The 11801-nt window shown below is 72.3% G+C and carries 11 protein-coding genes and 1 pseudogene; 6 read left to right on the top strand and 6 right to left on the bottom strand.

The features are described 5' to 3' along the window. Window positions 1-33: 33 nt before the first annotated feature. The gene (locus C8D81_RS20535) at window positions 34-561 is read left to right on the top strand and encodes a GNAT family N-acetyltransferase (RefSeq protein ID WP_229117728.1); all 528 of its coding nucleotides are present in this window, start codon (window positions 34-36) and stop codon (window positions 559-561) included. 1 nt (window position 562) lies between these two features. On the opposite strand, the gene C8D81_RS20530 is transcribed toward C8D81_RS20535, so the two are convergent. Next, window positions 563-1426, bottom strand: a complete 864-nt coding sequence (locus C8D81_RS20530) for an HhH-GPD family protein (RefSeq protein ID WP_229117729.1) — start codon at window positions 1424-1426, stop codon at window positions 563-565. Window positions 1427-1508: 82 nt separating this feature from the next. Here C8D81_RS20530 and C8D81_RS20525 point away from each other — a divergent pair, with 82 nt between their 5' ends. Continuing rightward, complete coding sequence (locus C8D81_RS20525) at window positions 1509-2342, top strand: hypothetical protein (protein WP_133626705.1); 834 nt, start codon at window positions 1509-1511, stop codon at window positions 2340-2342. Here C8D81_RS20525 and C8D81_RS20520 read toward each other — a convergent pair. After that, window positions 2323-3234 carry an SGNH/GDSL hydrolase family protein gene (locus tag C8D81_RS20520; RefSeq protein WP_094360158.1) on the bottom strand — a complete coding sequence of 304 codons (912 nt, stop codon included), beginning with the start codon at window positions 3232-3234 and terminating at the stop codon, window positions 2323-2325. The two genes, C8D81_RS20525 and C8D81_RS20520, sit on opposite strands and share 20 nt — an antisense overlap. 93 nt (window positions 3235-3327) lie before the next feature. Beyond that, on the bottom strand, window positions 3328-4383 hold the full coding sequence (disA, locus tag C8D81_RS20515) for a DNA integrity scanning diadenylate cyclase DisA (RefSeq protein ID WP_094399379.1): 1056 nt from the start codon (window positions 4381-4383) through the stop codon (window positions 3328-3330). A gap of 65 nt (window positions 4384-4448) precedes the next feature. Here disA and C8D81_RS20510 point away from each other — a divergent pair, with 65 nt between their 5' ends. Genes C8D81_RS20510 through C8D81_RS20495 form a run of 4 tightly spaced genes read left to right on the top strand, consistent with a single transcriptional unit; the run spans window position 4449 to window position 7468 of the window. Next, complete coding sequence (locus C8D81_RS20510) at window positions 4449-4802, top strand: lycopene cyclase domain-containing protein (protein WP_094360154.1); 354 nt, start codon at window positions 4449-4451, stop codon at window positions 4800-4802. Further along, complete coding sequence (locus C8D81_RS20505; protein ID WP_094405052.1) at window positions 4795-5133, top strand: lycopene cyclase domain-containing protein; 339 nt, start codon at window positions 4795-4797, stop codon at window positions 5131-5133. The genes C8D81_RS20510 and C8D81_RS20505 overlap by 8 nt, the downstream gene beginning before the upstream one ends. Next, window positions 5130-5906, top strand: a complete 777-nt coding sequence (locus tag C8D81_RS20500) for a methyltransferase domain-containing protein (protein WP_208109432.1) — start codon at window positions 5130-5132, stop codon at window positions 5904-5906. Before C8D81_RS20505 ends, C8D81_RS20500 begins: the two co-directional genes overlap by 4 nt. Then, window positions 5903-7468: an FAD-dependent oxidoreductase gene (locus tag C8D81_RS20495; RefSeq protein ID WP_094405053.1), complete on the top strand. Its 1566-nt coding sequence runs from the start codon at window positions 5903-5905 to the stop codon at window positions 7466-7468. The genes C8D81_RS20500 and C8D81_RS20495 overlap by 4 nt, the downstream gene beginning before the upstream one ends. Here the strand turns inward: C8D81_RS20495 and C8D81_RS20490 are convergent. The 3 genes and pseudogenes from C8D81_RS20490 to C8D81_RS21730 all read right to left on the bottom strand — a co-directional run. After that, on the bottom strand, window positions 7444-9288 hold the full coding sequence (locus C8D81_RS20490; RefSeq protein WP_094405054.1) for a DUF5914 domain-containing protein: 1845 nt from the start codon (window positions 9286-9288) through the stop codon (window positions 7444-7446). The genes C8D81_RS20495 and C8D81_RS20490 overlap by 25 nt on opposite strands. Beyond that, on the bottom strand, window positions 9285-10787 hold the full coding sequence (gene crtI, locus C8D81_RS20485) for a phytoene desaturase family protein (RefSeq protein ID WP_094358948.1): 1503 nt from the start codon (window positions 10785-10787) through the stop codon (window positions 9285-9287). Before crtI ends, C8D81_RS20490 begins: the two co-directional genes overlap by 4 nt. Then, window positions 10784-11719, bottom strand: a pseudogene (locus C8D81_RS21730) (polyprenyl synthetase family protein); the annotation flags it as partial. The gene crtI and the pseudogene C8D81_RS21730, both read right to left, overlap by 4 nt. Window positions 11720-11801 lie beyond the last annotated feature (82 nt).

Genomic DNA, 11801 nt, shown 5'->3' with positions numbered 1-11801 from the left:
GTCGGTCGGATCGCCGGGCCTAGATTGGCCGCCGTGAGCGAGCTGACGATCCGGGACGCGGTTGCCGCCGATGCCGAGGCGGTCGCCGAGATCTATGCGCCCTACACGCTGGAGACCGCGATCACCTTCGAGGACCAGCCCTGCCCGCCGGTGGAGATGGCGCAGCGGATCGCCGCCGCCCAGCAGCGGCACGCCTTCCTGGTCGCCGAACGGGACGGTGCGATCCTCGGCTACGCCTACGCCGGGGTCTACCGCGGTCGGTACGCCTGGCAGTGGTGCACCGAGGTGAGCGTCTATCTGCGCCAGGGGGTACGCCGCACCGGCGCGGGCCGCGCGCTGTACCAGGCATTGCTGGAGCGGCTGACCGAACGCGGTTACGTCGTGGCGATCGCCTCGATCACCCTGCCCAACGACGCCAGCCTCGGCCTGCACCGCGCCTTCGGTTTCACCGACATCGGCGTCACCGAGATGGCCGGCTGGAAGTTCGGCCGCTGGCACGACGTGCTCTTCTGCCAGCTGCGGCTCGTCGAGGGGTACGCCGAACCCGCAGCCCTGCGCTGAGTCAGGGCAGGGTGTACGCCCGGCCACGGCGGACCACCAGACCGTCGGCGAGCAGCGATTCGAGCGCCCGGGTGCGTTGCACCGGGTCGTCCCAGACCAGATCGAGGCGGGCCGCGGGGACCGGGTCCTCGGCATCGCGGAGCACCTCGAGCAGCCGGCCGCGGACCTGCCGATCGGTGCCGGCATAGGTCTGCCCGCGCCGCGGCGGGCCGTCGTGGGTGGGGCGACCCGCGGCGTACCAGGCACAGCGGTCCCGGATCGGGCAGTCGCCGCATTTCGGCCGGGCCGCGGTGCAGATCAGCGCACCGAGTTCCATCACCGCCGCCGACCAGCGCGCCGCATCCTCGGCCGGCCAGAGCTCGGCCGCGAGCCGCCGCTCGGCCGCGGTCGGGGTGTTCGCCGGGAACTCGACACCGCTGATCGCCCGTGCCAGCACGCGGCGCACATTGGTGTCCAGCACCACCTCGCCGCCGCCGAAGGCGAATGCCGAGACCGCCGCGGCGGTGTAGGAACCGACCCCGGGCAGGGCGAGCAGCTCGTCGTGATCGCTCGGTACCTCGCCGTCGTGGCGTTCGACTATCGCGACGGCCGCGGCATGCAGCCGCAGCGCCCGCCGCGGATAACCGAGCCGGCCCCACATCCGGACCGCCTCACCGGGCGGATCGGCGGCCAGCGCGGCGGGGGTGGGCCAGCGCGCCAGCCAGGCCCGCCACGGTTCGAGCACCCGGGAGACCGGGGTCTGCTGAAGCATGAACTCACTGACCAGCACCGGCCAGCCCGCCGCGCCGCGCCAGGGCAGATCCCGAGCGGCCTCGGCGAACCACGCCACCACTGCCTGCACCAGTTCCGCGCGCTCCTCGTCCACATCGGCGAGGATATGTCGCCAAAATGTAATTCTTGGGCGTGGCTTGCCGCGCACTGGCGGGCTGGTTACCTACTCTGCGTCCATGGGCGGACTCTTTCACCCCATCGGCCCCGAGGCCGAGGAGACCTACTGGCTGCGACGCGGCGCCGTGCTCATCGTCCTGGTTGCGGTCCTGGTGGGGGCGGGCTTCATGATCAGCAGCATCAGCCAGGCGATCTCCGGGCCGGCCCAGCCGGCCGCGGCACCGCCCGCCGATCCGGCGGCCCCGGCCCCGGCCCCGGCCGACGAGACCCCCGCGCCGACCCCGGCCCCGGAGCCCGCGGCGACCACACCGGCCGCGGCACCGAGCACCCCGGCGGCGACCCAGCCCGCGGCGACCCAGCCGCCAGCCAGCCAACCGGCGCCCAGCGCACCGGCGACCAGCGCGCCGCGGCCCGCGCCCAGCCAGGCCCCCGCCTCCTTCGAGGTGGGTTCGCCCCAGCAGCCCGCGGGTCAGCAGCCCGCGGGTCAGCAGCCCGCGGGTCAGCCCCAGGCCTGCGACCGGTCCAAGCTGCGGGTCGGGCTCGACGGACCGCGTCAGGTGAGCGCCGGCGTACCGGTCAACTTCCGCGTCACCGTCGGCAACGACTCCGGCCAGCGGTGTCGGCTGGTGGTCGACGACAAGACCTTCGAGCTGAAGATCTACTCCGGCACCGACCGGATCTGGACCACCCTGGACTGCCTGTCCGGGATGCCCGCCAAGAATCTGACGCTCGATCCCGGACAGGAGTTCGGCTGGGAGCAGGAGTGGCGCGCCAACCGCTCCGTCGGTGACTGCAAAGCCGGTGCCGAGACGCTGCGCTCCGGCACCTACGTGGCCACCGCCCAGCTCAAGGACGCCCAGCCGGTCCAGGTGATCATGCAGTTGCGGGGCTGAGCTTCCCCGCAACCAGTTCCGCGATCGCGGTCTGCTCGTTGCCGAACGGGTGGTACGCCGAGGCGCGCGCCGGATCGTTCACCTGGCCGTTGATCCACGGATCGGCCGAGCACACGTCATGGCCCTTGCTCGCCTTCCAGATATCGGCGAAGGTGGCCTTGTTCGACTGTGCGGCATGCTTCAGGGCGGCATCCAGTCGCTGGTTGATCAGCCGGGCGTACGCATAGTCACCATCGGCCAGCGGCAACCGGTCCACACAGGTGCCCGAGGTCGGAATGATCTGCGGATAGCCGACGACCACGATCTTCGCCTGCGGGGCGCGCTGGCGGATCTGCGCGACCACCTGGTCGACCCGGGCCCGGGTCCGGGTGGTGGCGTTCATCAGCCGGTCCCCGCCGGCATCGGCGCGCATCTGGTCGCGGCACGGCGAACCGGTCGGATCGGTGCTGCGCAGGGTCGTGCAGTAGCCGACCAGGGTGCCGAACACGTTCTCGTCATTGCCGCCGATGCTGACGGTGACCAGATCGGTGTCCGGGGTCAGCGCATCGAACTGCGGCGGCACCGGGCCGAGCGGGGTCTGCTGCGGGCTGGTCATGTCGGTGGTGTCGGCACCGCTGCAGGAGACGTCGACGAGGGTCTTCACCCCGAGGGTGCGCGCGAGCTGGTTCGGATAGTTGTTGGTGGAGCGGAAGCAGCCACCGGCCGGGTCGGTGACCGGGACCAGCGGGGCCGCGGTGTAGGAATCACCCAGCGCCACATAGCGGTCGTAGCTGACCGGTTCCTTCGGTTTCGGTGCGGCGTACGCCCCGGGGGCCGCGGCGGTGCTGACCGCCCCGAGCGCCAGTGCCGCACTCGCGGCCGCGGACAGCAGAACACGGATTCGTCGCTTCATTGTGACTCCGATTTCTGGCCGAGAACCTCCCGACCACCGTGGTGATGCTAAGGAGGGTCCACCGACGCTGGCAATGAGTCACGCAAAACGGTTTCAGCCCACGTCCTCGCTGGCGTACGCCGATTCCGCGAGCCGGGTCAGGCTGTCGCGGATCATCCGCGCCCGGCTCTCACCGACGCCCTCGACCTGCTGCAGTTCCAGGCTGCTGGCACCGAAGAGCTGCTGCAGATTGCCGAACTGGTCGATCAGCCGGGTCACCACGACCTCGGGCAACCGATTGATGCTGGCCAGCTGGCGATAGCCGCGGGCCGAGACCCGGCTGTCCAGATGGTCGGAGAACCCGATCGAGCGCGCCACCGCGGTCGCATCCACCAGGTCGGCGTCGGTGAGCTCGGGCAGCGCGTCGAATCCGAAACCCTGGCTGTCCTCGGGCCGGTAGTCGCGGGCCAGCAGCTCCGGCAGGTCCTCCAGTCCGACGTTCACCTCGAGCAGCTGCAGTTCCAGCAGTCGGCCGTCGGTGCCGAGCTCGTTGACGTAACCGGCCGTCTCGGCCTCGAGCCGGCGTACCATCTCCAGCCGCTGCGCCACCACGACCAGATCGCGCACCGTCACCTGGTCCTGCACCTCGAGCCCGGACAGCCGGTGCAGCACCTGCAGCAGCCGCACCTTGTAACGCTCCAGCGTCTGCAGGGCCAGATGTGCCCGGCCCAGGATCGCCGCCGATGGCTCGACCAGGGTCCGGGTCCCCTCCAGGAACAGCTGGATGGTGTGCATCGACGCCGACACCGTGACCACCGGCAGCCCGGTCTGCTGCGACACCCGATCGGCGGTGCGGTGCCTGGTCCCGGTCTCCACGGTCTCGATGCCCGGGTCCGGCATCAGATGCACGCCCGCCGCGACGATCAGCTCACCGTCGCTGGAGAGCACGATCGCCCCGTCCATCTTGGCCAGCTCACGCAGCGCGGTCGCGGTGAAGGGCACCTCGATCCGGAACCCGCCGGTGGACAGCTCCTCGACCTGCCGGTTGTTGCCGAGCACCACCAGCGCCCCGGTCCGGCCGCGCAGGATCCGTTCCAGGCCCTCGCGCAGCGGGGTGCCGGGCGCGAGCAGCGCGCGGTACTTGCTGATCCGGGCGGGGACGTCGGGCACTGCGGCTCCTCGGGTGGGCGGTGTCGGTCGGTCCCCGCCATCCTAGGTGTGGATAGGGTTGGGCGATGGATCGCTTCCAGTACCTGCTGCTGATGGCGGGCTGCCTGCTGATCACCCTGCCGCTGGAGTTCGTGCTCCGCGCCCGCGTCTATCGCCGGCCGCTGCGGTTGCTGCTGGCGATGCTGCCGGTGCTGGTGGTCTTCATCGCCTGGGACGTGCTGGGCATCCTGCGGAACCACTGGAGCTACAACCCGCGGTTCGTCACCGGGATCCAGCTCGGGGTGATGCCGCTGGAGGAACTGGTCTTCTTCATCGTGGTGCCGATCTGCGGGCTGCTCAGCTATGAGGCGGTCGGTTACGTGCTGACGCGGTTGCGCCGCGGTTCGGCCGATCGGGAGGGCGCGGCCAGCGATGCCTGAATACACCGTGCTCACCGGGATCGCGATCGTCGCGGTGATCCTGGTCGAGCTGCTCTGGCTGCGGACCGGCATCTTCCGCCGGGCGCAGTACTGGCTGGCGATGGCGATCGTGATCTTCTTCCAGTGCCTGGTCGACGGTTGGCTGACCAAGCTGGACGCGCCGATCGTCCTGTACGCCCCGGAGCAGAACCTGGGCATCCGGTTCCCGTGGGACATCCCGATCGAGGACTTCGGGTTCGGCTGGGCGATGGTGACGCTGGCGATCCTGTGCTGGGAGAAGCAGCGGGGGCCGAAAGCGGCACCGAAGGCCGCGTCGAAGGGGGCCCGGTGAACAAGGATCTCTCCGCCGGTTTCGACCGGGCCGCGGCCCGCTACGACCTGATGGTCGCGCTCAACCCCGGCTATCACGAGCATCTGACCTCGGCGGCGACCGCCCTGGTCGAACGGGTCGGCGCCGGCGCCGAGATCTGTGATCTGGGCTGCGGGTCCGGCGCCTCCACCCGGGCGCTGCTGCGGGCCGGTGCCGGGTCGGTGCTCGGCATCGACGCCTCGCCCGGCATGCTGGCGCGGGCCCGCCGGCAGGACTGGCCCGCCGGCGTACGGTTCACCACCGGTCGCGCCGAACACCTCGACCGGCTGCTCGACGAGCAGGACGCGCAGCCCGACGGGGTGTACGCCTGCTATCTGTTCCGCAATCTCGCCCCGGACGACCGGGACCGGGTGCTGCGCACCGTGCACGACCGGTTGCCGCCGGGCGGCTGGCTGGTGGTGCAGGACTACTCGGTGCAGGAACCGTGGCCGCGGCGGGTCTGGTCGCTGGTCTGCTGGGCGGTGGTGATCCCGCTGGCCCGGTTGCTGCTCGGTGACACCTCGCTCTACCGCTATCTGTGGCGCAGCGGGTTCGAGTTCGATCCGCCGGCGGTGTTCTGCGACCGGTTGGCCGCGGCCGGGTTCAGCGACATCGCGCATCGGACCGCCGGTGGTTGGCAGCGCGGCATCCTGCACACCTTCGTCGCGCGGCGCGCGCAGGATTCACACGCGCGGCGCGCGCAGGATTCACACGCGCGGCGCGCGCAGGATTCACACCCGCGGAAGCCACTGTGAAGTCGTGGCGGCCGGGGCGGGATCGCCGGGCGGTCCGGCATCCGGGGCCGAGCGGGTTGCCGCGGCCGGCCGAGGTGCGTCGGGTGGTCGTCGTCGGCGGCGGGATCGCCGGCCTGGCCGCGGCGGTGGCGCTCGCCGAGCGCGGCGTCGCGGTCGAGTTGGTCGAGCGTCGGGCCCAGTTCGGTGGCCGGGTCCGCTCCTGGCCGGTCGGCGACGGCCGGACGATGAGCCGCGGCTTCCATGCCTTCTTCCGGCAGTACTACACGCTGCGCGCGCTGCTGCGCCGCGCCGATCCGGAACTGTCGGCGCTGCGCCCGGTCACCGACTATCCGCTGCGGGCGGTCTTCGACGACGGCACCGAGCTGAGCGACTCCTTCGCCGCCATCCCGCGTACCCCGCCGTGGAGCATCCTCGGTTTCGTCGCGACCAGCCCGAGCTTCCCGATACGAGCTCTGGCCGGGGTGGATGTGCCGGCCGCGCTGCGCTTGGTGAGCACCGACTTCCCGCGCACCTTCACCGAGTTCGACGGCTGCTCGGCCGCGGATTTCCTTGACCGGCTGGGATTCCCGGACACCGCCCGGCATCTGGCCCTGGAGGTCTTCGCCCGCTCCTTCTTCGCCGATCCGCGCGAGTTCTCCGCCGGTGAGCTGGTGGCGATGTTCCACAGCTACTTCACCGGGTCCGCGGAGGGACTGCTCTTCGACGTGCCGGTCGACGACTACGACACGGTGCTCTGGGCGCCGCTCGCCGACCATCTGGTACGCCTCGGCGCGCGGCTGCATCCCGGGGTGTCGGTGACCGGTATCGAGCTGGGGGCCGGGGACTCGGTGGTGCACACCGACACCGGGTCGCTGCCCTGCGATGCGGTGGTGCTGGCCACCGATCCGGCCACCACCCGCGAGCTGGTCGCGGGGCTGCGGCGTACCCCCGCCGGTTCCGAACCGGACGCGGCCTGGCAGGACTGGCGGCAGCGGATCGCCGGGCTGCGCAGCGCGCCGCCGTTCGCGGTGCACCGGCTCTGGCTGGCCGATCGGGTGAGCGGTGAGCGCCCTGCTTTCCTTGGTACCAGCGGTTTCGGGCCGCTGGACAACATCTCGGTGCTGGAACGGTTCGAGGACACCGCCCGCAGCTGGGCCGAGCGCACCGGTGGCTCGGTGGTCGAGCTGCACGCCTATGCCGTCGACCGGACCTACGCCGAGGGCGGGCTGCGGGCCGACCTGCGGGAGCAGTTGGACCGCGTCTATCCGGAACTGCGCGGGGTGGCGACGGTCGCCGAGGAGTGGCTGGTCGCCGACGACTGCGGCCTGGTCGGCACCGAGCCGTGGGCGGAGCGTCCCGGGGTGGTGACCCCGGATCCGCGGCTGGTGCTGGCCGGGGACACGCTGCGCTGCGACTGGCCGGTGGCGCTGATGGAGCGGGCGGCGGTCACCGGATTCCAGGCGGCCAACCGGTTGCTGGCCGGCTGGCAGGTCGCCGGGCACGACCTGTGGACGGTACCGCTGCGCGGTCTGCTGCCGGCGTCTCGGCGGCCCGGGTCTCAGCCGTCGGTGCGCAGCGCGTAGCGGCGTTCGGCGTAGGCCAGGTCGTCGATCCACAACTGGCCGGCGGTGTGCCGCACCAGCGGCCGGATCAGCCGCTGCAACCGCCGGGCCACCCGGAATCCGGGGCGTTCGGAGGTGGCGATGGTGGCCTCGATGACCGCGCTCCGGGCGGCGCCGTCGGGACCGGTACCGAGCGGGGTCGCGTGGGTCTCGACGACCGAACCGGTGCCCTCACCGTCGATGATCTCCATCGTGATCGTGCGGGCGTCGGGGCAGGTGAACTCGGCGCGGACCGGGACCCCGATCCGCCGGTCCAGCCGGAAGGTGACATCGAGCACGAGCCGGTCGGCATCGCTGGCCGCCTCGTCGACCGTCAGATGCGAGAACGCATAGGGGTGGAACCAGGCGCCGTGCCAGGGGTCGAGCCGGTTGGCGATCACATCCCGCGGTTCGCAGCGTCCGTCTCTGCGGAACACCGTCGCGAAGCTGTGTTCCGGGTCGGGGCGCGGGCCGAGCCGCGGCAGCTCGGCCGGGGTCTCACCCTTGGTCGGCAACCGCAGCCAGATCAGCACACCGTCGTCGTGGGCGGGCAGGCAGCGCCAGGCATCGCCGCCCTCGTCCGGCAGCGCCATCCCGTGCCAGCGGCAGCGCAGCTCGTCACCGGTGACGATCCCGTCGCCGAGCCAGGCGCCCAGATGCGGGCAGGCGCCCGGTCCGGCGCGCAGCTCACCCGCCTCGGTGCGCCACCAGACCACCTCCCGGCCGGCGACCCGGCCGCCGCCGGCGCGGCCGGGCGGCAGGGTGCGGCTCTCGCCGACCACATACCAGCCGCCCGGATCGCGGTCCAGGGCCCGGGCCAGGCTGCGTTCGATCCGCGCCGGCCGGGCCTGCCGCCAGGTGCTCGGCATCCGGTCCGGGGCCGGTTGTGGCCGGTTCGCCAGCGGGATCCGCGGCGCGCGGGTGCCGAGGGTGCCCGCGCTGACCGTGCCGGCGGTGGCCAGCTTGCGCCAGGTCGGCACCCGGCGTCGGGTGCTGAACACGTCGAAGTCGGCGGCCTCGATCCGATCCAGGATCTGTGCATAGAGCCGGTGCGCGGTGCCGACGCAGCGCGCCGATGCCGGCGGCAGCATCTCGATCCCGGGGCGGGCCTGCTCATAGAGCTCGCGGTTGCGGGCGATCTGCTCGGCCAGGAATTCCCGCCAGGCCGGATCGACCCGGCGCCGCCACGGGTCGGCCCCGTGCCGGGCGAGGTCGTCGGCCGGCAGATAGACCCGGCCGCGGTCCAGGTCCTCCCCGACGTCGCGGATGAAGTTGGTCAGCTGGAAGGCCAGCCCGAGCTGGCGGGCCGGATGTCTCGCCTCGGCGGTGTAGGGCTCCAGCACCGGCAGCATCATCTCGCCGATGACGGCGGCCGACCCCTCCATGTAGCCGTCCCGCAGCTCCGGCCAGCTGGCCCAGCTGGTCCGGGTCAGGTCGAGGGTCATCGCGGCGAAGAACCGCTCGAAGCACTCCGGGTCGATCCGGCGGCGGCGGACGGTGTCGGCGACCGCGGCCAGCACCGGCACGCCGGCGGCATCCCCGTCGCAGGCGGTGCGGAAGGCGTCGGCGAATCCGGCCAGCCGCTGCGCCGGATCGCCGTCGAGGGCGAGTGGCAGGCGTACCGTCTCCGGCTCGTCGACGATGTCGTCGGCCAGCCGGCACAGCGCATAGACCGCGTGCACATCGCGGCGCTGCGCGGGCGGCAGCAGCGCGGCACCCCAGTAGTAGGTGGTGCCGTGCCGGCGGGTCAGCTCGGCGCAGCAGCGGTAGCCCTCGGCGAGCAGGGCGGCGCGGTCACTCATCGCAGATAACCCTCCACCCGTTCGGCGGCCAGCCGGCCGGAGATCAGCACCATCGGTACGCCGACCCCGGGCACCGTGCCGGAGCCGGCGAACACCAGTCCCGGCAGCCTACGGGTGGTGTTACCGGGTCGGAAGGGGCCGGTCTGGGCGAAGTTGTGGGACAGCGCGAAGGGGGTGCCGGCGGCCATCCCGCTGGCCGCCCAGTCGGTCGGGGTGACGAGTTCCTCGGTGACGATGTCGGTCGGATATCCGTTGCTGGACAGGAAATCCAGCAGTCGTTGCCGCATCGCGGGCCGTTCGCGGGCCCAGTCGATGCGGCCGGTGACCAGGTTCGGCACCGGTTCCAGGACATAGAGACTGCTGGCACCCTCGGGTGCCGCGGCCGGGTCGTCGATCGAGGGGATGCAGACCAACCGGGAGGCGGAGCGCATCAACCGGCCCCGCTCCAGCAGGTCGTCGAAGGCGGGGCCCCAGGCGTCGCCGAAGTGGATGTTGTGATGGCTCGCCCCGGCCGGCGGGCCGCCGCGCACCCCGAGGTGCCAGACCACCGCCGAGGGGCTGAACGCGGGCCGGCGAAGGGCTGCCGGCATCGGCAGATCCTTGAGCAGGGTGGCGTAGGCCTGTGGCAGATCGATGGTGCAGACCACCGCATCGGCGGCGATCCGGGTGCCGTCGGCGAGCCGCACACCGGCGACCGCACCATCGCTGCGGCGCAGCACCTCATCCACCGATTGGCCGTAACAGATCTCGGCACCGGCGGACTGGGCCGCGGCGGCCATCGCGGCCGGCACCGCGTGCATCCCCGAACCATGCGGGCCCCCGGACCCGATCGAGGCGTCTGGGAAATAGACCCCGGAGACCGAGTCCATGTAGGTGATCACCGCATAGATGGCCAGCGCCTGGGTGGGGGAGAGCCCGGCGTACATCGCCTGGAAGGAGAACAGCCGATGCAGCCGGTCGTCGGCGAAGCGACGCTCGACGGCCGGTCCGAGCCGGCCGAAACCGCCGGCGGCGAGCAACCCGGCCATCGCCCGCGGCCGGGTGAACAGATCAACCGGCGAGTCGAAGTTGCGGTCGATGAAGTGCGGGAGTTCCAGCTGGTACAGGGTTTCCAGCCAGTCGACGAACTCGGTGTACGCCGCCGCGTCGCGTTCGGAGCAGACCCGGGCGATCTCGGCCCGCATCGCCTCGGTGCCGGCCATCACCCGCAGCTCCGAACCGTCGGCGTACCGCGCCCGGTAGGCCGGATCCAACCGACGCAGGGGCAGCACCTGCTCCCGGCGTACCCCGATCGCCGCCAGCGCGTCGTCGATCAGCTGCGGCATGGTGAGCACCGTCGGGCCGGTGTCGAAGGCGAACCCGTCGCGTACCAGCCGACCGCAACGCCCGCCGGGGATCTCCTCCCGCTCGACCAGCACCACCCGGTGCCCGGCGCCGAGCAGGTGGCAGGTGGCGGCCAACCCGGCCAGTCCCGCGCCGATCACCACGACCTGGCTCATCGGGCCCGCCAACCGATCCGGCGCGCCATCGCGGTCAGCCCGGCCACCCCGTCGGCGGTCAGCGCCGGGCAGCTGAGGGCCCCCTCGGCGAGCCGCACCTCATCGGCGATCAACTCCTCCACCCAGCCCCCGACACCGGCCTCGGCCAGCGCCTCGCGGAGCAGCTCGACCTCGGTGTCGGTGAGGTCCGGCGATCCGACCCGGCGCAGCACCCGTTCGGCGTCGGCGGAGAGCAGGCCGTCGGCGAGTGCACCCTCGGCCAGGGTCAGGATGATCGTCGCCTTGCCGGCCCGCAGGTCGTCACCGGCCGGTTTGCCGGTCACCCGCGGGTCGCCCCAGATGCCGAGCAGGTCGTCGCGCAGCGCGAAGGCGATGCCCAGGTGCCGGCCATAGTCGGCCAGTGCGGCGAGCACCTGGTCGTCGGCGCCGGCGGCGAGCGCACCGAGGCGCAGCGGGCGGGTGATGGTGTACGCCCCGGACTTGATCCGGGAGACCCGTTCGGCGTGCGCCAGATCGCGGCGCCGGGCGGCGGCACCGGTCAGGTCGGCACGCTGGCCGGCGATCAGCTCGGTGCCGAGCCGCCACCATTCCTGACGCATCGAGGCCGGCAGTTCGGCCGCCAACCGGTCGGCCTGGTGGTGGGCCAGATCGCCGAGCAGGATCGCGATGTTGGTGCCGAAGTCCTCGGCCGATCCGCTGCCGTCGGCTTCCCGGTGCGCGGCCGCTGCCCGGATGTGGGCGGTCGGGCGGCCGCGGCGGGCGTCGGAGCGGTCCATCACGTCGTCGTGGATCAGGGCGAAGACGTGCAGCACCTCCAGGGCACCCGCGGCCCGGATCATCGCCTCATGACCGGGTCCGGTGCTGCCGCCGCCGGCGGCCCGGTGCCCCCAGTGCACCATCGTCGGCCGGATCCGTTTGCCGCCGTCGTCGACCAGCGCGGTCAGCCAGCCCGGCAGATCCTCGCCCAGCACGTCGACCGTCCGCTCCGGTGCGGAGAGCCGCCATTCCTCGGCG

It is taken from the genome of Enemella evansiae, assembly GCF_004362375.1.
Lineage (GTDB): Bacteria > Actinomycetota > Actinomycetes > Propionibacteriales > Propionibacteriaceae > Enemella > Enemella evansiae.
This window is presented reverse-complemented; position numbering and strand designations above follow the sequence as displayed.